General features: G+C 63.9%; 24 protein-coding genes. 15 read left to right on the forward strand and 9 right to left on the reverse strand.

Annotated features, from left to right (window positions below):
• The first annotated feature begins 46 nt into the window (after positions 1-46).
• From wecB to H6P80_RS12665, 4 genes are read left to right on the forward strand one after another with little or no spacing between them, the layout of a single operon-like run.
• Positions 47-1,165, forward strand: coding sequence for a non-hydrolyzing UDP-N-acetylglucosamine 2-epimerase (gene wecB, locus H6P80_RS12650; protein WP_185801721.1), 1,119 nt, complete (start codon positions 47-49; stop codon positions 1,163-1,165).
• The gene (gene wecC / locus H6P80_RS12655) at positions 1,155-2,399 is read left to right on the forward strand and encodes a UDP-N-acetyl-D-mannosamine dehydrogenase (protein ID WP_185801722.1); all 1,245 of its coding nucleotides are present in this window, start codon (positions 1,155-1,157) and stop codon (positions 2,397-2,399) included. The genes wecB and wecC overlap by 11 nt, the downstream gene beginning before the upstream one ends.
• 3 nt (positions 2,400-2,402) lie before the next feature.
• On the forward strand, positions 2,403-2,867 hold the full coding sequence (locus H6P80_RS12660; RefSeq protein WP_185801723.1) for a PaaI family thioesterase: 465 nt from the start codon (positions 2,403-2,405) through the stop codon (positions 2,865-2,867).
• Positions 2,864-3,253: a PaaI family thioesterase gene (locus H6P80_RS12665; protein ID WP_185801724.1), complete on the forward strand. Its 390-nt coding sequence runs from the start codon at positions 2,864-2,866 to the stop codon at positions 3,251-3,253. Before H6P80_RS12660 ends, H6P80_RS12665 begins: the two co-directional genes overlap by 4 nt.
• Here the strand turns inward: H6P80_RS12665 and H6P80_RS12670 are convergent, their stop codons facing one another.
• The 4 genes from H6P80_RS12670 to H6P80_RS12685 are packed head-to-tail and all read right to left on the reverse strand — an operon-like array spanning position 3,254 to position 7,585.
• Entirely contained in the window at positions 3,254-4,045 is a 792-nt protein-coding gene (locus H6P80_RS12670) for an SDR family oxidoreductase (protein ID WP_185801725.1), read from the reverse strand.
• Positions 4,046-4,066: 21 nt separating this feature from the next.
• Positions 4,067-5,212, reverse strand: a complete 1,146-nt coding sequence (locus H6P80_RS12675) for an acyl-CoA dehydrogenase family protein (RefSeq protein WP_185801726.1) — start codon at positions 5,210-5,212, stop codon at positions 4,067-4,069.
• A gap of 4 nt (positions 5,213-5,216) precedes the next feature.
• Positions 5,217-6,353 (reverse strand): acyl-CoA dehydrogenase family protein, encoded by a 1,137-nt coding sequence (locus H6P80_RS12680; RefSeq protein WP_185801727.1) that lies wholly within the window; start codon positions 6,351-6,353, stop codon positions 5,217-5,219.
• 50 nt (positions 6,354-6,403) lie between these two features.
• The gene (locus tag H6P80_RS12685; RefSeq protein WP_185801728.1) at positions 6,404-7,585 is read right to left on the reverse strand and encodes an acyl-CoA dehydrogenase family protein; all 1,182 of its coding nucleotides are present in this window, start codon (positions 7,583-7,585) and stop codon (positions 6,404-6,406) included.
• 176 nt (positions 7,586-7,761) lie between these two features.
• Here H6P80_RS12685 and H6P80_RS12690 point away from each other — a divergent pair, with 176 nt between their 5' ends.
• The 7 genes from H6P80_RS12690 to H6P80_RS12720 all read left to right on the forward strand — a co-directional run bounded on the left by H6P80_RS12690 (position 7,762) and on the right by H6P80_RS12720 (position 14,678).
• A complete protein-coding gene (locus H6P80_RS12690) occupies positions 7,762-8,607 on the forward strand; it encodes an SDR family NAD(P)-dependent oxidoreductase (protein WP_185801729.1) in 846 nt (281 codons plus the stop codon).
• Positions 8,607-10,079 carry an MFS transporter gene (locus H6P80_RS12695; RefSeq protein ID WP_185801730.1) on the forward strand — a complete coding sequence of 491 codons (1,473 nt, stop codon included), beginning with the start codon at positions 8,607-8,609 and terminating at the stop codon, positions 10,077-10,079. Before H6P80_RS12690 ends, H6P80_RS12695 begins: the two co-directional genes overlap by 1 nt.
• A gap of 35 nt (positions 10,080-10,114) precedes the next feature.
• Positions 10,115-11,398: an acyl-CoA dehydrogenase family protein gene (locus tag H6P80_RS12700; protein WP_185801731.1), complete on the forward strand. Its 1,284-nt coding sequence runs from the start codon at positions 10,115-10,117 to the stop codon at positions 11,396-11,398.
• A complete protein-coding gene (locus H6P80_RS12705; protein WP_185801732.1) occupies positions 11,395-12,477 on the forward strand; it encodes a Zn-dependent alcohol dehydrogenase in 1,083 nt (360 codons plus the stop codon). The genes H6P80_RS12700 and H6P80_RS12705 overlap by 4 nt, the downstream gene beginning before the upstream one ends.
• Positions 12,477-13,697 (forward strand): serine hydrolase domain-containing protein, encoded by a 1,221-nt coding sequence (locus tag H6P80_RS12710; RefSeq protein WP_185801733.1) that lies wholly within the window; start codon positions 12,477-12,479, stop codon positions 13,695-13,697. Before H6P80_RS12705 ends, H6P80_RS12710 begins: the two co-directional genes overlap by 1 nt.
• Positions 13,698-13,740: 43 nt before the next feature.
• The gene (locus tag H6P80_RS12715) at positions 13,741-14,073 is read left to right on the forward strand and encodes a hypothetical protein (RefSeq protein WP_185801734.1); all 333 of its coding nucleotides are present in this window, start codon (positions 13,741-13,743) and stop codon (positions 14,071-14,073) included.
• Between the two features lie 92 nt (positions 14,074-14,165).
• On the forward strand, positions 14,166-14,678 hold the full coding sequence (locus H6P80_RS12720) for a hypothetical protein (protein WP_185801735.1): 513 nt from the start codon (positions 14,166-14,168) through the stop codon (positions 14,676-14,678).
• Between the two features lie 9 nt (positions 14,679-14,687).
• Here H6P80_RS12720 and H6P80_RS12725 read toward each other — a convergent pair whose 3' ends face one another.
• On the reverse strand, positions 14,688-16,205 hold the full coding sequence (locus tag H6P80_RS12725; protein WP_185801736.1) for a class I adenylate-forming enzyme family protein: 1,518 nt from the start codon (positions 16,203-16,205) through the stop codon (positions 14,688-14,690).
• 10 nt (positions 16,206-16,215) lie between these two features.
• Positions 16,216-17,403, reverse strand: a complete 1,188-nt coding sequence (locus H6P80_RS12730) for an acyl-CoA dehydrogenase family protein (protein WP_185801737.1) — start codon at positions 17,401-17,403, stop codon at positions 16,216-16,218.
• 151 nt (positions 17,404-17,554) lie between these two features.
• Here H6P80_RS12730 and H6P80_RS12735 point away from each other — a divergent pair, with 151 nt between their 5' ends.
• Positions 17,555-19,486: a M1 family metallopeptidase gene (locus H6P80_RS12735; RefSeq protein WP_221893000.1), complete on the forward strand. Its 1,932-nt coding sequence runs from the start codon at positions 17,555-17,557 to the stop codon at positions 19,484-19,486.
• Between the two features lie 120 nt (positions 19,487-19,606).
• On the forward strand, positions 19,607-20,170 hold the full coding sequence (locus H6P80_RS12740) for a CHAP domain-containing protein (protein ID WP_185801739.1): 564 nt from the start codon (positions 19,607-19,609) through the stop codon (positions 20,168-20,170).
• An 18-nt stretch (positions 20,171-20,188) separates the two neighbouring features.
• On the opposite strand, the gene H6P80_RS12745 is transcribed toward H6P80_RS12740, so the two are convergent.
• A complete protein-coding gene (locus H6P80_RS12745) occupies positions 20,189-20,659 on the reverse strand; it encodes a hypothetical protein (protein WP_185801740.1) in 471 nt (156 codons plus the stop codon).
• 154 nt (positions 20,660-20,813) lie between these two features.
• Here H6P80_RS12745 and H6P80_RS12750 point away from each other — a divergent pair, with 154 nt between their 5' ends.
• Positions 20,814-22,316 carry a PQQ-dependent sugar dehydrogenase gene (locus tag H6P80_RS12750; RefSeq protein ID WP_185801741.1) on the forward strand — a complete coding sequence of 501 codons (1,503 nt, stop codon included), beginning with the start codon at positions 20,814-20,816 and terminating at the stop codon, positions 22,314-22,316.
• A gap of 14 nt (positions 22,317-22,330) precedes the next feature.
• Here the strand turns inward: H6P80_RS12750 and typA are convergent, their stop codons facing one another.
• A complete protein-coding gene (gene typA / locus H6P80_RS12755) occupies positions 22,331-24,148 on the reverse strand; it encodes a translational GTPase TypA (RefSeq protein ID WP_185801742.1) in 1,818 nt (605 codons plus the stop codon).
• 81 nt (positions 24,149-24,229) lie between these two features.
• Entirely contained in the window at positions 24,230-25,288 is a 1,059-nt protein-coding gene (locus tag H6P80_RS12760) for a TIGR00341 family protein (RefSeq protein ID WP_185801743.1), read from the reverse strand.
• A 103-nt stretch (positions 25,289-25,391) separates the two neighbouring features.
• Between H6P80_RS12760 and H6P80_RS12765 the strand changes: the two genes are divergently transcribed.
• A complete protein-coding gene (locus H6P80_RS12765) occupies positions 25,392-26,375 on the forward strand; it encodes a bile acid:sodium symporter (protein WP_185801744.1) in 984 nt (327 codons plus the stop codon).
• Positions 26,376-26,389 lie beyond the last annotated feature (14 nt).

Raw genomic sequence — 26,389 nt, forward strand, 5'->3', positions numbered from 1 at the left:
CCGGAATGCAACGCAGCGGGATCCCCGGTGCCAGTCGGAGCCCTTGATGAAAATCCTCATTGTCTTCGGCACAAGACCCGAAGCGATCAAAATGGCTCCCGTCGTCAAGGCGTTCCAGGCCGATAGCGATTTCGACACGCGGGTGTGCGTCACCGGCCAGCATCGCGAAATGCTTGACCAGGTGCTGGAGCTGTTCGCCATCAAGCCCGACATCGATCTCAACATCATGACGCCCGGCCAGTCGCTGACCGATGTGACGGTGGCGACCCTGACCGGGCTGGAAGCCGTTCTCGATGCCGAAAAGCCCGATGCGGTGCTCGTCCATGGCGACACCACGTCCGCGATGGCAGCGGCGATGGCGGCCTTTTACCGCCAGATACCCGTCGGCCATGTCGAGGCGGGGCTGCGCACGCGCAACCTTTACGCGCCCTGGCCGGAGGAAATGAACCGCGGTTTCATCGACATGGTCGGCCAGTGGCTGTTCGCGCCGACGGAAGTGTCGCGCGAGGCGCTGCTATCGGAGCAGATTTCTCCGGGCCGTATTTTCGTGACCGGCAACACGGTGATCGACGCCCTGCTTTCCGTGGTCGGCGATCTGCGCGCCGACGGCGGGCAGAAAGCGGATCTCGATGCGCGCTTCGATTTTCTCGATTCCGGTAAGCGGCTGATCGTCGTCACCGGCCATCGCCGGGAGAATTTCGACGGCGGGCTGGAGCGGATGTGCGGTGCGCTGGCGCGGCTCGCATCGCGCGGCGATGTCGAGATCGTCTATCCCGTCCATCTCAACGAGAATGTGCAGCGCGCGGCCAACGCGGTGCTCTCCGACACTGCGGCGGTGCACCTGATCGAACCGCAGGATTACCTGCCCTTCGTCTATCTGATGGACCGGGCGCATCTGCTGATTTCAGACTCGGGCGGCATCCAGGAAGAAGCGCCGTCGCTCGGCAAGCCGGTGCTGGTGACACGCGACGTGACCGAGCGGCCGGAGGCGATCGCCGCGGGCACCTGCCGGCTGGTCGGAACGGACCCTGACATTATCGTTTCCGAAGCGGAAAAGCTGTTAGACGACGAAACCGAATATGCCCGTGTCAGCGCGATCGCCAACCCCTATGGCGACGGCAAGGCCGCGGACCGGATTGTGAAGGCGTTGAAGAATGACGGATAAATTCGAGTCGGTCTGCGTATTGGGACTCGGCTATATCGGCCTGCCCACGGCGGCGACGCTGGCGGCAGCGGGCCTGGCGGTCAAAGGCGTCGATATCCGCACCGATGTGGTCGACGCGCTCAACGCGGGCGATGCGCATTTCTCCGAACCCGATCTCGAGCTGCTGGTGCGCGGGGCCGTCGAAAGCGGCAAGCTGAAAGCCTACACCAAGCCGCAACCCGCTGACGCCTTCATCATCACCGTGCCAACCCCCATGAACGGCGACAAATCGCCCGATATGAGCTTCGTCGATGCGGCGATGCGGTCGCTGATGCCGGTTCTTGCGCCGGGCAATCTGGTGCTGCTGGAATCGACCAGTCCGCTTGGCACCACGGCATCCATCGCCGGTATCGTGCGTGAGGAGCGCCCCGATCTGGTGGATGGCGACGCCCTGAAAATCTCTCTCGCCTATTGCCCCGAGCGCATCCTGCCCGGCCAGATGGTCCGCGAACTGGTCGAAAATGATCGCATCGTCGGCGGCCTGATGCCCGAAGATGCGGCCAGGGCCCGCGATCTCTACAAGACATTCGTGCACGGCGAAGTGCACCAGACCGATGCGATCACGGCCGAAATGGTGAAGCTGATCGAGAATGCCTATCGCGATGTGAACATCGCCTTCGCCAACGAAGTCGCGGCGATCGGCGAAACGCACGGCATCGATCCCTGGGAAGCGATTAGCCTCGCCAACCGCCATCCGCGCGTCAACATCCTCTCGCCGGGGCCCGGAGTCGGCGGCCACTGCATCGCCGTGGATCCCTGGTTCCTGATCACGCAGAATCCCGGTCTCGCCGGGCTGATGAACGCCGCACGGAGCGTCAATGACGGCCGCCCGGAAACCATCGTCGGCAAGATCGAAGCGGCAGCGGAAGCGGCCGGATCGAAGCGCATCGCCTGCCTCGGACTCGCCTACAAGCCGAATGTCGACGATCTGCGCGAAAGCCCGGCGCTGGAGATTGTGCGCGAACTCGCTCAACGCGGCTATGACGTGTCGGCGGTCGAACCGCATGTGGACGCGCTACCCTCGAAACTCGCCGAAGCGGGAAGCGTTACGCTGCGCTCGCTGGACGATGCGTTTGGGGCATCCGACGTCGTCGCGCTTCTGGTTGCGCATACGCCCTTCGCCGACGTCACCGCTGGAATGCTGGGCGGCAAGGCGGTGGTCGATGCCGTCGGCCTGTGGCGTCGGCAAGGCTGAACGATGGACAAACAGGAACGCGTCCGCAACGCGATGATGGAGATGGAATTCGATCCCAAGCTCTTCATCGAAACCATCGGCCCGCACAGCCATAACGGCCTGATCGGCACCCAATATGTCGATCATGGCGACGACTGGATCGAGCTTGCCTTCGACTATGATGAAACGCTGGTCGGCGATCCCGAAACCGGTATCCTCGCCTCCGGGCCGATCGTCAGCCTGTGCGACATGGCGTCGGGTGCCTCGATCTGGCTGAAAGCCAAGCGCTTCGCGCCGGCCGTCACCATCGACCTGCGCGTCGATTATCTGCGCCCGGCCAATGTCGGCGCGCGCGTGACCGCGCGGATGACCTGTTATCGCACGACCCGCAGCGTCGCCTTTGTACGCGGCGGCGCGCATGACGGCGATCCCGACAAGCCGATCGCACAAGTGGCCGGCACCTTCATGTTTATCGAGGCAGGCGAATGACGCTCGTCCTCCCGCCTTATGCCAAGGCGCTCGGGCTCGTTGCCGAAGTGGACGATGCCGGCCGGCTGATCCTGTCGATGGAATATGGCCAGCATGTCATGGGCCGGCCCGGCTTTCTCCATGGTGGGGCGATCGCCGGCCTGCTGGAGATCGCGGCCATCGCTTCGGTCCGCCACCAGCTTGCCGAGGATGACAGCCCGCAGATCAAGCCGATCACCGTCACCACCGATTTCATGCGCGGCGGGCGCGAGCAGCTGACCTATGCGACCGGCGTCATCTCGCGCCTCGGCAAGCGGCTTGCCAATGTCGAGAGCTTCGCCTGGCAGGACGACGAAACAAAGCCGATCGCCGCAGCCCGGATGAACCTGCTGCTCGCGCGGAAATAGCTAGGCGTCGATGCTCGTGCCGAGCGCGGCATGGACCAGCCCGCCATCGACCGTGATGGTTTCCCCGATCACATAGTCGCCCGCGCGGCTCGCCAGATAGATGGCGGCGGCGGCCATGTCCTCGGGTTCGCCGATCCGCTTGGCCGGGATGCCCTTGGCCACCTCGTCGCCATGATCGCGCGCGGCCTTGTTCATGTCCGATTCGAACGCGCCCGGCGCGATCGCGGTCACGATGATGTGATCGCGCACCAGGGTCGCGGCCATCCGTTTGGTGAGATAGAGGATCGCCGATTTCGAGGCGTGGTAGCTGTAGGTTTCCCAAGGGTTGAGCCGCATGCCGTCGATCGAGCCGATATTGATGATCTTGGCCGGTCGGTCCTGCGTGCCGGCCGCCTTCATCAGGCCGTGCAGCGCCTGGGCCAGGAAGAAGGGCGCCTTGACGTTGATGTCCATCACCTTGTCCCAGCCGCTTTCCGGGAACTCGTCGAACGGCACGCCCCAGGCGGCGCCCGCATTGTTGACCAGGATATCGAGCCGATCCTCGCGCTTGCCGATTTCCTCGGCCAGCGCGCGGCAATTCTCGACCGTCGAAAGGTCCATCGGGATACCGATCACCCTGTCGCCGAACTCCGCCGCCGTCGCCTCGACCTGCTCGGCCTTGCGTGCGGTGATATAGACGCGTTCGCAGCCGGCATCGAGAAAGCCTTCGACGATCATCTTGCCGATGCCGCGCGATCCCCCGGTGACGAGCGCGACCTTGCCCTCGAGCGAAAACAGTTTGCCGATGTCCATGATAATCTCCCTTGGCAGCGGTTATCCGCCGTTCTTGATTGTCTCGCGCGCGATAATCAGCTGCTGGATCTGGCTCGTGCCCTCGTAGATCCGGAACAGCCGAACATCGCGATAGAAGCGTTCGATGCCGTAATCGGCGATATAGCCGGCGCCGCCGTGGATCTGCACGGCGCGGTCGGCGACCCGGCCAACCATTTCGGAAGCGAAATATTTGGCGGCCGCTGCGGGCAAGGTGATCCTCTCCCCCGCGTCCATCTTCGCCGCCGCCTCCAGCACCAGCGCTTTGGCGGCCATCGCTTCGGTTTTGGAATCCGCGATCATCGCCTGGATCAGCTGGAAATCCGACAGCGCCTGGCCGAACTGCTTGCGCTCGGTCGCAAAGGCGACGCAATCGGCGATCAGCCGCTCGGCAATGCCGACGCAGACCGCGCTGATATGCAGCCGCCCGCGATCCAGCACCTTCATCGCCACTTTGAAGCCCTCGCCCTCCGCGCCGAGCCGGTTAGCGGCGGGCACGGGCGTATCGTCGAAAATCACGTCGCAGACCTTCGCGCCCTGCTGGCCCATCTTCTTCTCGGGTTCGCCGATCGACACACCAGGCAGGTCGCGCGGCACGAGAAAGGCCGATACGCCGCGCCCTCCCTTTTCTTCGCCGGTGCGCGCCATGACGGTGAACACCGAGGCGCGGTCGGCATTGGTGATGTAGCGCTTCGTGCCCGAAAGCCGATAGACGTCGCCATCGCGCACCGCCTTGGCCTGCACCGCGCCGGAGTCCGAACCGACATCGGGCTCGGTCAGCGCAAAGCTGGCGACGATTTCGCCACTGGCGAGCTTGGGAAGCCATTCGGCCTTCTGTTCCTCGGTACCCGCAATCACTATACCCTGGCTGCCGATCCCGACATTGGTACCGAAGGCCGAGCGGAAGGCGGGCGTCGTGCCGCCCAGCTCGAACGCGACGCGAACTTCCTCCGTCATGTCGAGGCCGATGCCGCCAAATTCTTCGGCAATCGACAGGCCGAACAGGCCCATCGCCTTCATTTCCTCGATCACTTCGGCGGGAACGGCGTCGTTTTTCTCGACCTCGCCTTCGAGCGGGCGGAGCCGTTCCTGCACGAAGCGGCGGACCGTTTCGAGGAGCTGGTCGAAGGTTTCGGGATCGAGCGCCATCGTTCTAGTAACCGTTCATTTCGGCGACAAGGTTTGCATGAAAGTTCGCATCGCCCATGAATTCGGCGAGAGCGCGGTCGCGCTTCATGTAGAGGCCGATATCATATTCGTCGGTCATGCCGATGCCGCCATGCATCTGTACGCCTTCGCGCACGGCAAGGTTCGCGGCGCGGCCGGCCTTGGCCTTGGCGACCGAAACCATCAGCTCGGCGCCGTCATTGCCTTCGTCGAGAAGCTGCTGCGCCTTGAGGACGACCGAGCGGGCGATCTCCATCTCGCTGTAGAGATGCGCGGCGCGGTGCTGGAGCGCCTGGAAGGCCCCGATCAACGTGCCGAACTGCTTGCGTTCCTTCAGATAGTTCACGGTCATGTCCATCGCGCCGGTACCGACGCCGACCATTTCGGACGCCGCGCCCGTGCGCCCAGCACGGAGCATCCTGGTGAGCACGTCCCAGCCCTGGTCGACTTCGCCGATCACCGCGTCCGCCGTCACCTCGACATTGTCGAACGCAACATGCGCGGCCATCGCGCTGTCGACGAGGCGGACCGCGTCGGCGGAAACGCCGGCGGCTTCCCGCTCGACCGCGAACAGGGTCAGCCCCTCGGTCTCGCCGGCGCTGCCGCCGGTGCGCGCGGCAACGATCAGCATGTCGGCCGAGGCGCCCTGGACGACGAAATCCTTCTTGCCGTTGAGCTTGAAGCCGTTGCCTGATCGCTCCGCTTTCATGGCGATATTTTCAGGCCGATGCTTGGCGCCCTCGTCGATCGCGAGGCCGAGAACGGTCTCGCCCGAGAGGATGCCGGGGAACCAGCGCTGGCGCATATCCTCGCCCGCCGCCTTCAAGGCCTCGACGCCCGCGACCGATGTGGTGAGGAAAGGCGACGGCGTCAGGTTGCGGCCGATTTCCTCCAGCACGATCCCGGCTTCGACATGACCGAGGCCGAGCCCGCCATCCTCTTCGCCGACAAGGATGCCGGTAAAGCCCATCTCGCCGAACTGCTTCCACAGATCGTGGCTGAAGCCATCCTTGCAATTCTTGTCGCGAAATTCGCGGAGATGCGCGACCGGCGCCTCGCCGGCCATGAAATCGCGGGCGGTATCCTGCAGCATCGATTGGTCGTCATTGAGAAAAAGGGGCATCCTGCGTCTCTTCTGTTAATAGGGTTCGGGAAGCGGCGAGCGACCGGCGATCAGCTGTCCGGCAGCTCCAATATCCGCTTCGAGATGACGTTGAGCATCACTTCGCTCGTGCCGCCTTCGATGCTGTTGGCCTTGGTGCGCAGCCAGGTGCGCGCCTTGGCGCCGCCTCCGCTTTCCTCGCTCTCCCATTCGAGCGCTTCGGATCCGCCCGCCGCCATCACCAGTTCGTGACGGCGCTTATTGAGCTCGGTGCCCGCATATTTCATCATGTTGGGCGTCGCCGGATGGTTCTTCTTCGCCTTCATCTCGTCGACAAAGCGTTCGGACATCGCCTTGAAGGCGATCGCGTCGACATCGAACTCGGCGGCCTGGGCGCGCAGCATCGGTTCGTCCATCCGGCCCATCGCATCCTTGCCGAGCCCGGTGACCATCTTGGAACCGAGCGACAGCGATCCATCGCCAAGCCCGCCGCCCGAAATCATCTCGCGCTCATGGCCCAGCAGATATTTGGCGACATCCCAGCCGCGATTGAGTTCGCCGACGATCTGGTCCTTCGGCACCTTCACATTGTCGAAAAAGGTTTCGCAGAAGGGCGAGTTGCCGGAGATCAGCAGGATCGGCTTCGTCGACACGCCTTCGGAGGCCATGTCGAACAGCAGGAAGCTGATGCCCTGATATTTGTTGGTCTTGTCGGTGCGGACGAGACAGAAGATCCAGTCGGCCTTGTCGGCATAGCTGGTCCACACTTTCTGGCCGTTGACGACCCAGTGATCGCCCTTGTCTTCGCCATAGGTCTGGAGCGACACGAGGTCCGATCCGCTGCCCGGCTCCGAATAGCCCTGGCACCAGCGGATCTTGCCCTGCGCGATATCGTTCAGATAATGCAGCTTCTGTTCTTCGGTGCCGAACTGCAGCAGCGCCGGACCGAGCATCCAGATGCCGAAGCTCGACAAGGGCGGCCGCGCCTTGATGCGGCCCATCTCCTGGCGGAGGATCTTGCCTTCTTCCGGCGACAGCCCCGCCCCGCCATAGTCTTTGGGCCATTCGGGCACCGTATAACCCTTGGCGACACAGGCATCGAACCAGGCCTTTTGCGCGTCGTTCTTGAACGTCCAGTCGCGCCCGCCCCAGCATACATCGCGCTCGTCGCGGACGGGTTCGCGCATTTCGGGAGGACAGTTCGCCTCCAGCCATTCGCGCGTTTCGGCGCGGAACGTTTCGAGGTCTATCATCGGAAGCTCTCCCGGTTTTTTCTTTTCACTGTGCTGTTTTTGGCCGCGCCCGGCAAGGCGCGAGTCTTCTTTACGTTTACGTCAACGACCGCTAAGCGACAAGAAAAAGTTTCCCGACGCAACGGGGTTTCGGGCGTCATGGCTTTGGCCTAGCCTGACTGGAGAGAGGGTCGACTATGAGATTCGAAGGCAAACGGGTCGTGCTGACGGGCGGTGCTTCGGGCATCGGCAAGGCGACCGCCGAGGCGTTCATCGCCGAAGGCGCGCAGGTGATGATGGGCGATCTCAACGCCGAAGCCGGCGCCGCGATGGCTGCCGAAAGCCGCTACGACAACCGCCTGGCCTTCCAGAAGACGGATGTTACGCAGGAAGCGGACATCACCGGACTGCTCGACGCGGCGGCCGATCATTTCGGCGGCATCGACATATTGTTCAACAATGCCGGGGCGGCCGGCGCGCGCAAGCGGATCGACGAGATCAGCGCCGACGAGTGGGACTTTACGCAAAACCTCCTGCTGCGTTCGGTGGCGCTCGGCATCCGCCATGTCGTGCCGCACATGCGCAAGGCCGGCGGCGGCGCGATCGTCAACACCGCCTCGATTACCGCGCATGAAGCCGGCTGGGGCCCGATCGCCTATTCGGTCGCCAAGGCCGGCGTGATGCATCTTTCGAAGATCGCCGCAGCCGAGCTCGCCCAGCACAATATCCGCGTGAACTCGATAAGCCCCGGCTTCATCCTCACCAATATCTTCGCCGACGCGATGAAGGACGAAGGCGAAGCGATGGCGCGCGCCGTCGACGGCGCGATGCGCGGCGCCGCCCCGCAGGCCCAGCCGGTCCACCGCGCCGGCATGCCGGACGACATCGCGCAGACCGTGCTGCATCTCGCATCGGAACAGGGCAGCTTCATCACCGGTATCGACATCAAGGTCGATGGCGGCATGCTGGTCGGGCCCCGGCATAGCTGGGATCCCGATACGCCCGGCCTGATCGACGCCCTTACCCAAGCCCCGCAGGGCTGATGGACGAACCGGCTTCGCCCGATACCGCACCGCGCGGCGTGGCCGTGCCGCTGCCGCGCCGCGTTCCGGGACGGGTGAAGCTGGCCTTCGGGTTCGGTGCCACGGCCTTCGGGATCAAGGATAACGGCTTTTCGCTGCTGCTGCTGATCTATTACAATCAGGTGATCGGTGTGCCCGCGGCGATCGTCGGCACCGCCGTCCTGATCGCGCTGGTTCTCGACGCCTTCGTCGATCCGGTCGTCGGCCACCTGTCGGACAATCTGCGCACCCGCTGGGGGCGGCGCCATCCCTTCCTTTATGCCTCGGCGATTCCGGCCGGCCTCTTCTTCCTGCTGCTGTGGAATCCGCCCGAGGCGAGCAACACCGGCATGTTCTTCTACATTCTGGGCATCGCCTTTCTCGTCCGCGCGACCATGTCCTGCTTCGAGGTTCCGATGGCGGCGCTCGGGCCGGAACTGACCAGCGACTATCACGAGCGCACGCGCATCTTCGGGTTGCGCTTCTTCTTCGGCTGGCTGGGCGGCGCGACGATGCTGCTCTTCACCTTCGCCGTCCTGCTTGCGCCGACGCCCGACTATCCCGACGGCCAGCTCAATCCGCAGGGCTATCGCGACTACGCGATCATCGCCTCGATCATCATGTCGAGCGTGATCCTGATTTCCGCGCTCGGCACCCATAGCGAAATCAAGTTCCTGCCGAAGACGGAACGGCTGCACCTGACCCTGGGCCAGACCTTCCGGGGTATTTTCCGATCGCTCGGCAACCGCGCTTTCCTGATCCTGATGCTCGCCGGCTTCTGCGCCAATGTCAGCCAGGGCATTTCCTTCGGGCTGCTGACCTATTTCCTCACCTATTTCTGGGAACTCGGCTCGATCGCGCTCGCCTGGTACACGCTGGGGCTGATGATCGGCATTGGCGGCGCTGTGATCGGATCGAGCCTGGTGTCGCGGCGGATCGGCAAGCGCAAGGCCACGCAGCGTTTCTTGATCGGCGCCATATTGATCCTGCCGATCCCCTATCTCGGCCGCATCGCCGGCGTGTTCCCCGACAATGGCGATCCGATGCTGCTGCCCTCGATCATCGCCTTCATCGCGGCGGGCACCGGATCGCATGTCGCCGCGCTGATCCTCAAATCCTCGATGCTGGCCGATGTCATCGAAGACGATGCCGAACGCACCGGCAAGCGATCGGAAGGCTTGTTCTTCGCCGGCCAGTTCTTCATCCAGAAATGCGTATCGGGCGCGGGCGTGTTCATTTCCGCCGCGATCCTGACTATCGTAGCCTTTCCCGAACCGGCCACGCCGGGCGACGTGGCGCAGGGAGTCCTGCAGAATCTCGCGCTGCTCTATGTTGGCCTGATCGTTGTGTTAGGAATCGCCGCCGCCGCAATCATGCAGCGCTTCCCGATCGAACAATCCGATCACGAAGCGCGCATCGCCCGGATGCGGGGAACCGCAGACCCGTTCGAATAAGATAATAAAAGCAAAAAGACGAAGGAGACGTTCCGATGGATTTCAGCCTCACCGACCGCCAGACCTATTTCCGAGACCGCATCAAGGATTTCATCGACAAGGAAATCCGCCCGCGCGTCGACGATTACCAGGCGGAATTTCCGCCCGAGAACCGCTGGGGCACGAGCGAGGTTCTGGAAGAACTCAAGGCCAAGGCCAAGGCCGCGGGCTTGTGGAACTTCTTCATGCCGCCGCATTCGGGCCAGGAGCATGTCGACGACACGTTCGAGTTCGAAGGCGAACAGCTCACCAATCTCGAATATGCGCTGTGCGCCGAGGAGATGGGCCGGGTCGGCATCGCGCCGGAATGCTTCAACTGTTCGGCGCCGGACACCGGCAATATGGAGGTCTTCCACCGCTACGGCACGCGCGAACAGAAGGAACAATGGCTTCGCCCGCTGATGAACGGTGAAATCCGCTCGGCCTTCCTGATGACCGAGCCCGCCGTCGCCTCTTCCGACGCCACCAATATCCAGACGCGGATCGAGCGCGATGGCGACGAATATGTGATCAACGGCCGTAAATGGTGGTCTTCGGGCCTTGGCGATCCGCGCTGCAAGATCGCCATCGTCATGGGCAAGACCGATACCGAAGCCAAGCGCCACCAGCAGCAATCGCAGGTGCTGGTGCCGACCGACACCCCCGGCGTGAACATCATCCGCCACCTGCCCGTCTTCGGCTATGACGACGCTCCGCACGGCCATATGGAAGTCGAGCTCAAGGATGTCCGCGTGCCGGTTTCCAACCTGCTGCTCGGCGAAGGGCGCGGTTTCGAAATCGCGCAGGGGCGCCTCGGGCCTGGCCGTATCCATCATTGCATGCGCACCATCGGCGTGGCCGAGGAAGTGCTGGAGAAGATGTGCAAGCGGCTGCAGTCGCGCGTCGCCTTCGGCAAGACGATCGCCGATCACAGCATCTGGGAATGGCGCGTCGCCCAGGCCCGGATCGATATCGAGATGAACCGTCTGCTCTGCCTGAAGGCCGCCGACATGATGGACCGGGCCGGCAACAAGATCGCCCGCGCCGAGATCGCGATGATCAAGGTTTCCGCGCCCAACATGGCGCTCCGCATCATCGACGACGCGATCCAGGCGCATGGCGGCGCCGGTGTGACCACCGATTTCGGTCTTGCCCTCGCCTATGCGCACCAGCGCACCCTGCGGCTTGCCGACGGGCCGGACGAAGTGCACGCCCGCACCATCGCCCGGATGGAATTCGGCAAGTTCGCGCCGGAGGCCGACGATAGCGTCAGCAGCGGAGACATCGGGGTGAGCCGATGAAGGCCGCGCTCCTCACCGAACCCGGCAAGCCGATGGAGATCGGCGAGGTCGATATCGATCAGCCCGGTCCGCGCGAGGTGCTCATCAAGACCAGGGCCTGCGGCCTGTGCCGGTCGGATCTGCACTTCATCGACGGCGTCTATCCGCATCCCTTGCCGACCATTCCGGGGCATGAGGCGGCCGGCGTGGTCGAGGCGGTGGGCAGCGAGGTCGGCCATGTCTCGCCCGGCGATCATGTCATCACCTTCCTCGCGCCTTTTTGCGGGACCTGCGACCTGTGCCAGAGCGGCAAGCACACCTTGTGCACCGATCTTTCCACCAAGCGGGCCGAAGGCGCTCCGCCCCGGCTGAGCATGGGCGGCGAGCCGCTGCCGCAATTCCTGAACCTTTCCGGCTTTGCCGAAAAGATGCTGGTCCATGAAAATGCCTGCGTCGCCATCGACCCCGAAATGCCGATGGACCGCGCGGCGCTGATCGGCTGTTCGGTGATCACCGGCGCCGGATCGATCTTCAACGATTGCGGCCTGCGCCCCGGCGAAAGCGTCGCGGTGGTCGGCACCGGCGGCATCGGCCTGTCGGCAATCAACGCGGCGAAAATCGCGGGCGCGGGCGAGATCATCGCCATCGACCCCGTCGCCTCCAAGCGCGCGCTCGCCGAAAAGATGGGCGCGACGATGAGCTTCGACGCCGGTGACGAGGATGTCGACAAGCAGGTGCTGAAGGCGACCGGCGGCGGCGTCGATTATGCCGTCGAGGCGGTCGGCCGCCCCGAAACCGCGCAGCTCGCCTGGAACATCCTGAAGCGCGGCGGCACCGCGACGATCCTCGGCATGATCGCCCCGGGCAAGATGGTGGAGCTGCACGGCCCGACCTTCCTGGCGGGCAAGCGCATCCAGGGATCGCTGATGGGCTCGTCGCACTTCATGCGCGATATGCCGCGGCTGGTTTCCTACTATCTCGACGGCCGGCTCGATCTCGACAGCGTGATCGCCGAACGGATCAGCCTCGAACAGGTCAATGACGGGTTCGAAAAACTCCGCCAGGGCGATTCCGCCCGCTCCGTGATCATGTTCGACTGATGGAGATCACCGCCGATCCCGATGCGCTGGGCTTCGTGCCCGAGCGGCTGAGCTATATTCCGGGCTATCTGAAGGACAAATATATCAAGAGCGGGAAGCTGAAAAACTTCCAGCTGACCATCGGCCGGGGCGACGATGTCGCACTGTTCGCGCAGGCCGGCGTCGCCCGAGACGACGGCACCCCGATCGCCGCCGACACGCTGTACCGTATCGCCTCGATGACGAAGCCGATCACCTCGATCGCCTTTATGCAACTCGTCGAGCGCGGGCTGGTGGCGCTCGACGATCCGGTCCACCGCTTCCTGCCCGAATTCAGCGATGTCGGAGTCTACAAGGGCGGCGGCGGCGCCGTCCCCTTCCTCACCCGGGCGCCCGATGCGTCGATGCGGATGATCGACCTGATGCGCCACACATCGGGCCTGACCTACGGCTTCCAGAACCGCTCCAATATCGACCTCGCCTATCGCGAACAGAAGATCGAGAATTGGCACGGCAGTCACGATCTCGACAGCTATGTCGCGGCGCTTGCCGCTCTTCCGCTCGAATTCTCGCCGGGCGAGGCGTGGAATTATTCGGTGTCGACCGATGTCGTCGGCGCCGTCGTCCAGCGCGTTTCGGGCCAGAAGCTCGATGCCTATTTTGCCGAACATATCCTGCGGCCGCTGGGCATGAAGGACACCTTCTTCACGGTACCGAAGAAGAAGCTGGACCGCTTCGGCGATTGCTGGACCTGGAACCCCAAGGCGCCGGTCCTGACCGACCGGGCCGAAAACAGCCTCTGGGGCAAGAAGCCCAAGCTGCTTTCGGGCGGAGGCGGGCTGGTGTCGACGAGCGCCGATTATCTGCGCTTCTGCCGGATGCTACTCGGCAGGGGCACGCTCGGCGATGTTCGCATCGTCGGCCGCAAGACGATCGAGCTTATGACCCGCAACCATTTGCCGGGCGGCGGCGACCTGACAAAACATTCGCGCGCCCTGTTCAGCGAGGCGCAGAATGCGGGGACCGGCTTCGGACTCGGCTTCGCGATCACCGACGATGTCGCCAAAACCATGATCCCCGGGTCGCAGGGCGAATATTATTGGGGCGGCATGTATTCGACCGCCTTTTTCGTCGACCCGGCCGAGGACCTGACGATGGTCTTCATGTCCCAGCTCCAGCCCTCCAACATCTATCCGATCCGCCGCGAACTGAAGACGCTTATCTATTCGGCGCTGCGGTGAGAGTGTATCGAGGCACACCATCGGAATCGGGAGGGCCGGACGCATGCAATTTTCCTCTTACGCTCGAATATTGCCGCTGACGCTGATCGCGGCCGCCTGCGCCTCACCCGATCCCGAGCCGCAGAACGAGGCCGAGGCCACGCTCGAACAGCAGCGCGCCATGGTCGAAGGCGCGGTACGCCGCGCCTATGAGAATGAAGGCGCGGAAGTCGTCGATATCGCGATGGACCGCAGCGCCAGCGGAACGCGCTTCGAGGGTCTCGCAACGATCCGCGACAGCGAGACCGGGACGGAAATTACCGTGGACTGCGCCTATTCCTACGACGTGAGCGGCGCGCCGCAGCTGAGTTGCGATCGGACCGAAGCGACCGAGTGAAACCATTGCGGGTCGCTCGCATTTTGACTTGGTCGCACGCTTCGCGCAGTTTCCCCGGCACGCGGTCGCGAAACGCGAATCAGGGGAATTCCATGCAGATGATGACAAAATTTATGGGTGCGGCCGTGCTTACCGCGCTGCTCGCAGGTTGTTCGTTCAGCGTCGGTTCGCCGCGCAACGAACGCGTTGCCGATGCGATCAAGGAAGCGATCGAAAATGAAGGGCTGGAAGTGGTCGAAATCAGCTTCGAGGAAGATGAAGACGACCGCGACATCTATCATGGCCAGGTCCGCGTAAAATATCCGGATTCCGACGAGGAAACCGACGCGACCTGCGAGGTGACCGTCAACGAGGAACAGACCATCGAATCGTCCGATTGCCCGGGCGTCGACGGCGTCATCCAGGCGCGCAGCCTCGAAAACACGATCGTCACTTTCTACCAGGGCCGGAATATCGAAGTCGCCTCCATCGACATGGATTGGCAGGAAAACGGCAATTTCACGGGCTATGCCGAAGTCCCGCGTCCGGGAACCGGCGAAATGATACGGCTCAATTGCCAGGGCGCGCCGGTCAGCGGCGGCGTCGACTGGACCTGTAACGAGTAGCCGCCTGGCCTAAAGGTTGAGCGATTCCCGCAGCTCGCGCTTCAGCACCTTGCCGATCGCGCTGCGGGGAAGCTCGTCGACAATATGGACGGCAGCGAGCCGCTGGGTCTTGCCCAGCCGCTCGTTCGCCCAGACCTTCACCGCCTCGGCATCGCTCGGGCCGACGACCACGCCGACCGGACTTTCGCCCCATTGCTCGCTCGCCACGCCGATCACGGCAACTTCCTCGACTTCGGGATGCTCGATAACGATCGCTTCCAAGTCGCTGGGATAGATATTGAATCCGCCCGATATGATCATGTCCTTGGTGCGGTCCATCAGCTGCAGGAAGCCATCTTCGTCGAACCGGCCGACATCGCCGGTGCGGATGTAAAGATTGCCCTCGGCATCGTGCCAGTGCGTTGCGCGCGTCTGTTCGGGGCGGTTGTGATAGCCCTTCATGATCGTGCCGGACCGGCCGACGACTTCGCCGATCCCGCCCTGCGGCACTTCCTTGCCGTCTTCATCGATCAGCCGGATATCGTGGCCCGGCATCGGCTGGCCGACCGTGTGGAGCTTGTCGGGAAATTCGTGGGCGCGCAGCGCACAGCTGCCGCCGCCTTCGGTCATCCCGTAAAATTCGACGAGCCCGCCCGGCCAACGCTTCAGGATGTCCGCCTTGAGATCGGCCGCGAAGGGCGCGCTCGTGCAGAATTTCATCTGGTAGGCCGAGAGATCGAAACTGTCGAAATCGGGTTCGGCGAGCAGCCGCTTATACTGGACGGGAACCAGCATCGCTGTCGTCACCCCTTCCGCTTCGCTGAGCGTCAGGAATTCGCGCGCATCGAATTTTTTCATCAGCACCGATTTCCCGCCATTGCCGAGGCAAGGCAGGAAGTTGACGAGCGTGGTGTTGGAATAGAGCGGCGTCGATTGCAGCGAAACCGTCTGGGGCGTGAAAAGCAGCCCGCCATAGGCGGTGACGTGCCGCCAGCGCATCAGGTGCGAATGGACGATGCCCTTGGGCGTGCCGGTGGTGCCCGAGGAATAGATGATGTTGAAGGCGTCGCCGGGATCGATGGCCACGGGCTTGGGCGTCGCGCCGGCTTCCGGCAGCCAGGCCTCGAAGCCGGCCTCCTCGTCGAGCGGCACGAAGGTCACGCCCGCGGGGATGTCCACCGTGTCGGCGATTGCCCGATCGGCGAAGAACAGCCGCGATCCGCAATCCTCGATCATCAGTGCCAGCGCCTCGGGCGTCGAGCTTTGCGCAAGCGGGGCGACCACGGCGCCGGCGCGCAGGATGCCGAGCCACAGCGCCGCATAGGCCCAGCCGTTGAGCCCGCAGATCGCAACCGCCTCGCCCTGCGGCACGCCATCGCGCTGAAGGCCCACCGCGATCAGGTCGCCATAGGCGTCAAGCTCGGCGAAGCTCAGCTTGCGGTCCACGGTCGCGATCGCGCCCGCGTCCGGCCTCTCGGCGGCATGGGCGCGCACGACATCGGCGAACGAGCCGAATTCGGCTTGCAGCATTTCGGCGGCGGTCGGCATCGGCGAACCCTTACTGATGATCCAGCATCCCGAGCACGCGCTTGGCAATGATATTGTTCTGGATCTCGGTCGATCCGCCATAGATGGTGACCGCGCGATTCCAGAGCCAGCTGCGCGTCGCTTTCAGCTCGTCCTCGGAAAAGCCTTCGCCCTCCCAGCCGAGCCCCTGCATGCCCATGATCTCGACCATCAGGTCGGTGCGTTCCTGGACGAGTTTCGCGCCGACATTTTTGAGCACCGAGCTGGTCGCCGAAGGGCCGCCCTGCTCTTTCGCTTCGCGCTGCGCCCGGGCGATCGTGCCCATGAAATTGCGGACCGTCATCTCGTGCCTGACAATCTTCAGCCGCAGTTCGGCATCGACGATCTCGCCCTTGTCGTCGACTTCGACATAGTCCTTCGCCTGGTCGGCCAGGGATTGCATCATGAAACGCATGCCGCCGCCGCCGATGCCGGCGCGCTCGAACTGGAGCAGGCGCTTGCCGATCGTCCAGCCCTTCCCTTCCTCGCCGACCCGGTCCGATTTCAAAGCGATCGCATCGGTGAAAAAGGTCTCGCAAAAGGGCGAGGCGCCGGAGATCAGCTGGATCGGCCGCGTCTCGATGCCCGGCTGGTCCATGTCCAGCACGAGGAAGGTGATGCCTTCATGCTTGGTCGACTTGTCGGTACGGAACAGGCCGAAGCAGAAATCCGCCCATTGCCCGCCCGAGGTCCAGGTCTTCTGGCCGTTGATGACATAATGGTCGCCCTTGTCCTCGGCGAAACATTGCAGATTGGCGAGGTCCGACCCCGCGCCCGGCTCCGAATAACCCTGCGCGCCGCGGCTTGAGCCGTTGGAGAGCGGCGGCAGCCATTTCTGCTTCTGCTCTTCGGTGCCGAATTCCATCAGCGTCGGCGCGAACATGCCGACGGCAAGGCCGCCGATCGGATTATAGGCGCCGATCTTGCGCATTTCCTCGTCCAGCACGCGCACTTCCTCGGCGCTGAGATCCGCGCCGCCATAGGCCTTGGGCCAAGTCGGCGTACCGAAGCCGCGTTCGCCGAGCGCCTCGCGCCATTTGACCATGTCGGGGCTCATGTCGGTCGGTCCGTCGACCATTCCCATGGGATTGTGACGGCCCTTGAGCGCCGGATCGAAATTCTCTTCCAGCCAGGCGCGCGCCTCTTCGCGGAACTGCTCCAGGGATTCGGCATCGGCCATCGGGACTCTCCAGCTTTTATTGCTTTACGTTCACGTCAATTGTCTGCCGTTTCGCGCGGAAGGTCAAGGGTGCGCGGCGCGCCATGAGCCTTGGATTCGCTGCCCGAACGGCTAAACTGCCCCCGAACCGTCCGTTTTTCCGGAGAGTATGATGTTCGCGCGTATCCTTGGTCTTTTCCCGCTCGCCTTGCTGTTCCCGATCGCCGCCTGCGGCTCCGCCGGAGACGCCGGCGGAACCGCCGCGGCGCAGGAGAATGCCGTAAGCATCTTCGCGAGCGAGGAAGGCGTCGACACCCATAGCTATGCCCGGCCGCTGGAAGCGCGGGTCACCCATGTCGCGCTCGATCTCAATGCCGATTTCGACGCGCAGCGCATGGTCGGCACGGCAACGCTCGACCTCGAAGTCGCCGAGGGCGCGGAGGAGGTCGTGCTCGACAGCAAGGACCTGGAAATCCGCGAGGTCGTCAATGGCGACGGCGAGACGCTGCAATGGGAGATGGGCGAGGATAGCGGGGACGCGCACGGCGCGCCGCTGACCATCAGGCTGGGCGGCGCAACCCGGATCAAGATCACCTACGCCTCCGCGCCGGGCGCCGAAGCGCTGCAATGGCTGGAACCCGAACAGACGGCGGGCGGCGAAACCCCCTATCTCTTCAGCCAGGGCCAGGCGATCCTCAATCGTAGCTGGATCCCGACCCAGGACAGCCCCGGCATCCGCCAGAGCTGGGACGCGCGGATCACCGCGCCGCGCGGCATCCGCGTGGTGATGAGCGCCGAAATGCTCACCCCCGACGGCGAACCCGTGGACGGCGAGCCCGGCCGCCTTGCCTATCGCTTCAAGATGGACGAGCCGGTTGCGCCCTATCTGATCGCGATCGCCGCCGGCGACATCGCCTTCCAGCAGCTGGGCGAGCGCACCGGCGTCTACGCCGAACCTTCGATGCTGGCCGATGCGGCCGCGGAATTCGAGGATCTGGAAGAAATGGTGATCGCCGCCGAGGCGCTGTATGGCGAGTATCGCTGGGGCCGCTACGACCTGCTCGTCCTGCCGCCCTCCTTCCCCTTCGGGGGCATGGAAAATCCCCGGCTGACCTTCGTCACGCCGACCGTGATCGCCGGCGACAAATCGCTCGTCAGCCTGATCGCGCACGAACTCGCCCACAGCTGGTCGGGCAATCTCGTGACCAACGCGACATGGGACGATTTCTGGCTGAACGAAGGGTTCACCGTCTATTTCGAGAACCGGATCATGGAAGCGGTCTACGGCACCGAGCAGGCGGCGATGCTCGCCGATCTCGGCTGGACCGACATGATGGAGGATGTCGAGGCAGTCGGCGGGCTGACGGCGGCGGATACCGCGCTGCACCTCGATCTCGACGGCCGCGATCCCGACGACGGGATGACCGACATCGCCTATGAAAAGGGCGCCGTCTTCCTGCGCACCATCGAGCGCACCGTCGGGCGGGCGCGCTTCGACGCCTGGCTGCGCGACTATTTCGATCGTCACGCCTTCCAGCCGCAGACCAGCGCCGGCCTGCTCTCCGATATGCGCGCGAATCTGTTCGAAGGCGACGAGGCCGACCGGATCGGGCTCGACGAATGGGTGTACGAACCGGGGCTTCCGGAAAACGCCGTCCATATCCAGTCGAACCGCTTCCGCGCCGTCGACCAGGCGATCGAGAATTTCGTCGACAATGGCAGCATCGCGGTGATCAACTGGCCCGAATGGACGACGCAGGAACGCCAGCGTTTCCTGAACGGCCTGCCCCGCGACCTTTCGGAGGAGAGGCTGGAAACGCTCGACGAAAGCTTCGATTTCAGCGAGGCCCGCAACAGCGAAATCCGCTTCGCCTGGCTGAAGCTCGCGATCGCCAACCGCTTCGATCCGGCGCGCGATTCGATCGAGGAGTTCCTGCTTTCCATGGGCCGGCGCAAATTCGTCGCGCCGCTGTTCGAAGCCTTGATGGAAGAAGGCGATTGGGGGGCGCCCCTGGCCCGGCGAATCTACGCCGAAGCCCGGTCCCGCTATCATTCGGTGACGACAGGCACCGTCGACGAACTGGTCGACACCGGCGACGACTAGACAAAGGTTCCACCGCTTACCCCCGCCCGGTCACATTTCGCCGCATTGCGCTTTGCGCAACCGCGTTTTGCGGGAATCCCCCTTCAGGAGTTTCACTTACCTGCCTTTCGGGGGTCGCACATGGTTTCGGGTCGCAGCCGGCGTTTGCCGGGCCTTATCGCCTTTCTGTTCGCCATTCTCGCGCTTGCCGCGCCGGCCCAGGCCCGCTGGCAGTGCGTGACCTACGCCCGATCGGTGTCCGACGTCGAAATTCGCGGCAACGCCCATACCTGGTGGGCACAGGCCGAGGGTCAGTATGAACGCGGGTCTACCCCCGAAGTCGGATCGGTGATGGTGCTGCGGCCGCATGGCCGGATGCGCCTCGGCCATGTCGCGATGGTCCGCGAAGTCGTCAACGATCGCCAGATCCGCCTCAATCACGCCAACTGGTCGCGCCGCGGCATGGTGGAGAGCGATGTTCTCGCCGAAGATGTTTCGGAAAATAACGACTGGAGCGTGGTGAAGGTCTGGCACACGCCGACCGGCCAGCTCGGCATTACCAACTACCCGGTCTACGGCTTCATCTATCCCCACGAGATCGACGACGAGCCCGAAATCCAGATGGTCGCGACCGATGTCGACGCCAATCGCGCGCTGCTCGCCAGCTACAGCCCCAACGAGGAAATGGCGTCGCTCGACGACTGAGCCTGCAGATCGAGGGTGCTAGTTGGTCGCCCGTAGCTGGATGAAGGCCGAAGACACCCAGCCGCTCTCGCACGGCCCCTCATAGCGCCGCCGCGCCGATATCGGCGAAGAGACCCCGCAATTTCCCGATAGCTCGCCGCTTGCGGCATAGACGATCGCGAACCATCGCTGATCGTGGCTGCGCCCGCAGACGAAAATCTGATCCCCATTGGTCAGCGACCCGACCTGCCTCGCCTCGTCGAACGGCGCGGCGCGCACGTCGAGCACGCCATTGCCGCTGACGGCGCGAACCAGCCCCGTCCACTGACAGGCACTGAAGCGCGGGCCGGAATCGCCGATCACGACCGGCTGGACAAGCTCACGGCTGTTCACGACGTCGCCGCGATTGAGCGGCTGCGTACCCGTTCCACTCGTCTGTTCGACGTCGGGATTGCAGGCGGCGAGCAGGACGAGCGGCGCTCCCCATGCCCAAATGGACCCGTGCTTCACAATTCCTCCGACCAGTTTCTTATTGCTGGCGCGACACTAGGCCAGCCAATCGGATTTGGCGAGCGTAGCGATATTGAGCGTAGCCCGATCCCGCGTCCTGCCTTATTGCTTGATTGCCGCTATAAAGGCCGGAGCCAATTGGAGTGTCGCGCTTATGCTTCGTCTGATTTCTTCGGCCGCTCTATTCTCCCTGGCCGCGTGCGGCGGCGACGGCTCACCGACCCCCTCTCCGCCTTCGCCGGCGAACGGCGCGCCGACGATCACGTCGAGCGGCACGGCCCAAATCGCCGAAAACCAGCAAATCGTGGCCCAGATCCAGGCCAGCGACCCCGATGGCGACACCTTGTCCTACACGGTATCGGGCGGCACCGATCAAAACCTCTTTTCCGTCAACGCCAATGGCCAATTGCGGTTTATCGCGCCGCCGAATTTCGACCTGCCGACCGATGCAAATCTGGACAATGTGTATCGCGTGACTGTGCGGGTAAGCGACGGGCAGGCCTCGACGACGCTCGATTTCACCGTAACGGTGACCAATGACCGGGAGGGAATCGCGGTCCGGCGCATTGCCACCGGTTTCGTCCAACCGACCTATCTGGCCAACATCCCGGGCCAGACCGAACTCTTCGTCATCGAGAAGAGCGGACGGCTGTTCAGATTCAATCCCCTGACCGGCCAGCGGAACCTGATCCGGACGCTGAACAATGTGTCCGACACTGGCGAAGGCGGGCTCCTCGGCGTTGCCGTGCCGCCGGACTATGTGCCCAACGGGGGCGGCATCAACGGTTTCATGTACGTGTTCGTGACCGACAGCAATGGCGACATTTCTATTCGCCGCTTCCGCGAGAACAGCCCGGAGGTGCCCCAGGGAACAGGGGGGATAATGACCATCCCCCATCCCACCTTCTCGAACCATTATGGCGGCTGGATCGGCTTCGACGAGAACGGACTCTTCTATATCGCCACCGGGGACGGCGGAGGATCGGGCGATCCCAATGGCAACGCTCAAAACCCCAACTCGCGGCTCGGCAAGATATTGCGTGTCGGCATCAATCCCGATCCCTTTGCCGGTGCCACCGTCCAGTATTTTCTGATTCCTTCCGGAAACCCCTATGCAAGCGGCGGCGGCGCCCGGGAAGTTTTCGCGCTCGGCCTGCGCAACCCCTTTCGCGCCTCCTTTGCGGGCGGCGATCTGCTGATCGGCGATGTCGGCCAAAACAGTTTCGAGGAAGTCGACCGGCTGTCGACGATCAATGGCGGCGGCACCAATTTCGGATGGCCGTTCCGCGAAGGCAGTTCCCTGTTCAGCGGAACGCCGCCCAGCGGACTAACCGGCCCGGTTACCGAATATCCGCGCGGCAACGGCGCGCGCCAGGGCGCTTCGGTGATCGGAGGGGTGGTTTATGACGGCCCGATCGCCGAGCTTTTCGCCCAGTATATTTTCGCTGATTTCATAAGCGGAAACATCTGGTCGGTTCCGATCGGCGCGCTGGACGACGGAACGTCCTTGCCGGCCAGCAACTATGAACGGCGAAACGAGGATTTCGAGCCGGATGCCGGCAGCATCGACCAGATCGTCGCCATTGTCTCCAGTGCCGCCGGCGACATCTTTATCGTCGATTTCGACGGCGACATCTTTATCGTCGAACCCGCCTAGCGCGAACCGCCTCCTCAGGCGGCTTCGGTCTTGCGGGAGGCTTTCTTGCGCTCGTGCGGATCGAGATGGCGTTTGCGGATACGGATCGCCTTGGGCGTCACCTCGACCAGTTCGTCGTCCTGGATATAGGCGATCGCCTGTTCCAGCGTCATCCGCCGCGGCGGCGTGAGCCGGATCGCGTCGTCCTTGCCCGACGATCGGATATTGGTGAGCTGCTTGGTCTTGGTCGGATTGACCTCGAGATCCTGCGGCTTCGCATTCTCGCCGATCACCATGCCCTGGTAGAGCTTCTCGCCGGGGCCGACGAACATGATGCCGCGATCTTCCAGCGTGTTGAGCGAATAGGCGATCGCCTCGCCCTGCTCCATGGAGATCAGCACGCCGTTGCCGCGCCCGTCGATCGGGCCCCGGTGCGGGCCGTATTTCTCGTACACCCGGTTCATGATCCCGGTTCCGCGCGTATCCGACAGGAATTCGCCATGATAGCCGATCAGCCCGCGCGAAGGCGCGCTGAAGGTGATCCGCGTCTTGCCGCCGCCCGAAGGCGACATGTCGGTCATCTCGCCCTTGCGGGCCGCCATCTTCTCGACGACCGTGCCGGAATGTTCGTCGTCGACATCGATGACGACGGTTTCATAGGGCTCCTCGCGGCCGTCCGGGCCATCGCGAAACAGCACGCGCGGGCGCGATATGGAAAGCTCGAATCCCTCGCGCCGCATCGTTTCGATCAGCACGCCGAGTTGCAGTTCGCCGCGGCCGGCAACCTCAAAGGCGTCCTTCTCGGCGCTTTCGCTGATCCTGATCGCGACATTGCCCTCGGCCTCGCGCTCCAGGCGGTCCCTGATCACGCGGCTCTGCACCTTGTCGCCGTCCTTGCCGGCAAAGGGGCTGTCGTTGACGGCGAAGGTCATCGCCAGGGTCGGCGGGTCGATCTTGCGGGCGTCGATCGGCTCGCTGACGTCCGGCGCGCAGATCGTGTTCGACACGGTCGCGTCGGTCAGCCCCGCAATCGCGACGATATCACCGGCTTGCGCCGATTCTACGGGAACGCGCTCAAGCCCTTCGAAAGCGAGGATTTTCGTTGCGCGGCCGCTCTCGACGACCTTACCCTCGGCATCGATCGCCTTGATCGGCATGTTCATTTCCAGCTTGCCGCTCTCGATCCGCCCGGTCAGCACCCGGCCCATGAAATTGTCGCGATCGAGCAGGGTGGCGAGCATCTTGAACGGGCCGTCGGGATCGGCGGTCGGCGCGGGCACATGCTCCATGATAGTTTCGAACAGCGGCGTCAGATCGCCGTCGCGGACCGTGTCTTCGCGCCCGGCATAGCCGGACCGGCCGCTGGCATAGAGAGCCGGGAAATCGAGCTGCTCGTCATTGGCTTCGAGCGCGAGGAACAGTTCGAAACATTCGTCGAGCACTTCGGCGGGCCGCGCATCCGGCCGGTCGATCTTGTTGACGACGACGATCGGCTTCAGGCCCAGCGACAGCGCCTTGCCGGTGACGAACTTGGTCTGCGGCATCGGGCCTTCGGCGGCGTCGACGAGCAGGATCACGCCGTCGACCATCGACAGGATACGCTCCACCTCGGCGCCGAAATCGGCATGGCCCGGGGTATCGACGATGTTGATGTGATTGCCGTTCCACTCGACGCTTGTGCATTTGGCGAGAATCGTGATCCCGCGCTCCTTTTCGAGCTCGTTGGAATCCATCGCCCGCTCCTCGACGCGCTCATTGTCGCGGAAGGTGCCGGATTGCCGGAAAAGCTGGTCGACCAGGGTCGTCTTGCCGTGATCGACGTGGGCGATGATGGCCACGTTGCGAAGGCCCATGAAAAATCTCTCAAATGTATGGAGCGGAAATGCTGGCGCGCCTATAGAGGCATTGGTGCGCCGCAACAAGCTGTGAACGCGCTAACGGCCGCCCAGCAGCGCGACAAGCCCGTCCACAAGTTCCATCGAACCGACCCCGAAAGCGAGCCGGCCGACCATGAACCCGAAGAAAAGTAGCAGGATCACCGCCCAGATCGCCATGATTCCCCAGGTCATGCGCCAGTTTTTGGGCGGCAGCCCCTGGAACAGGAACATCGCGATCCCCGACAGGTTCACGCAGACGAGGTTGGTCGCGAACAGGAACAGGGCGTTGAGGCCGAGCACGCCATAGCCCTTGCTGAAAAACAGCCCGGCGGCGGCCAGCGGCGGCACCAGCGCCACCGCGATCATCACGCCGACCAGCGCGAGCGACGATCCCCGGCTGAAGGCGAGGACGCCGGCCGCGCCGCAGGCCAGCGCGAGCGCGATATCGGCCGGCTGCACGATCGCCCGATTGTGCAGTTCGGGCACCGCCGGATCGACCGATATAAAATAGCCGACCGCGATCGTCGCGAGCAACGCGGCGACGGTGCCCGCCGCCAGGGTTTCGAAGGCGCGCCACAAAAGCTGGCGATTGCCGACCGTCGCGCCGAGCGCCATGCCCATGGTCGGGCCGAGCAGCGGCGCGATCACCATCGCCCCGATCACGACCGCCGTCTGGCCGCTGCGCATGCCGAGCGCGGCGATGATCGCCGAAAGCACCACCGTCAGCAGGAAGCTGGGCCGGATGACGAGGCTTTCCTCGATATCGTCATACAGCTCATCGGTGCTGATCCGGTCGCGGCTGAAAAAGGCTTCCAGTCGTGTCGGCGGCGCAAGATCGGCGACATCGGGCATGGCCGTTTCGAAATTTTCCTCGAGCGGCGGCAGCACGGCTTCGAGCTCAAGCACGGTCGCGGAAAAATCGGCCATCGCACCGAACCGCGTATCGAGTTCGTCGAGCAGGCGTTCGACATAGCGGCTCTGGACGATGCAGGAGAATTTCTCGCGCCCGCCCGGCACGGCTTCCTGCCAGAAACGGCGGCAGTGACGCGCGATAAGCGCCCGCGCTTCCGCCACATCGGCGTCGGTAACGATGATATCGACAAGCCGCGCGGACATGAATTCCTCTCTCTTTCCCCCGATAGTCTAGCCGCTCGGGCCCGCTTGTCGAACGAAACCGGACGCTATCGACGCAGCCGCAAAGCAGGCTAAAGGCAGCACCATGGCCCGCCTCGTCCCGCTCCTGCTGCCCGACCGGTTTATCCTGATCCTGCTGGCGATGGTCGCCATCGCGGCCTTTTTCCCGGCGCGCGGCGTGGCGCTGGAATGGCTGGGAACGATCTCCACCGTGTCCATCGTCACCCTGTTCTTCGTCCATGGCGCGCGATTGAGCCGCCAGGCGGTGCTGGGCGGGTTCACGCGGCTGAAGCTTCACCTCGCCATCGTCGCGTTCACCTTCCTCGCCTTTCCGCTGATCGGGCTGGCGCTGACCACGGTAGCTGCGCCGCTGATCGACCCGGCCTTCGTGCCCGGCATCCTGTTCCTGTGCGCCTTGCCGACCACGGTTGCCTCCTCGATCGCGATGGTGTCGATGGCCAAGGGCAATGTCGCCGCCTCGGTGATCGCCGCGGCGCTTTCCTCCATGCTGGGCGTCGTGGCGACGCCGCTGATGTTCGCGGCCTTGCTTTCGACGTCGGGCGCGCCGATCGACATTTCGGGCATCGGCAAGGTGATCCTGATCCTCGCCCTGCCCTTCGCCATCGGACAGCTCTGTCGGCCGCTCGTCGGCAGCTGGATCGAAGCCCGGCCGATGGTCGGCCGCACGCTCGACCGGCTGACGATCCTGCTCGCCATCTATGTCGCGCTGTCGGCCGCGTTCGGCGGCGGGCTGCTGGAAGGAATCGCGATCGACCGTTTCCTGCTGCTGCTCGGCGTGATGCTGGCGCTGCTCGGCATCGTCGTCGCCGCCGCGCTGCTTCTCGCACGCCTGCTGGGCTTCGCGCATGGCGACCGCATGTCGCTGCTGTTCGCGGCCATGCAGAAGAGCGTGATTTCGGGCACCCCGATGGCGCGCATCTTGTTTCCGGGAGCGGAGGCGGGCCTGATCATTCTTCCGCTGCTCGCCTATTACGTCCCGATGCTGACAATCTCCGCGATCATGGCCGCGCGGATCGGTGCCAATCGAAGCGAGGCTGACAACTCTTGATTGCAGTCCCTGCA

This window comes from Parasphingopyxis marina, assembly GCF_014237875.1.
GTDB classification, from domain to species: domain Bacteria; phylum Pseudomonadota; class Alphaproteobacteria; order Sphingomonadales; family Sphingomonadaceae; genus Parasphingopyxis; species Parasphingopyxis marina.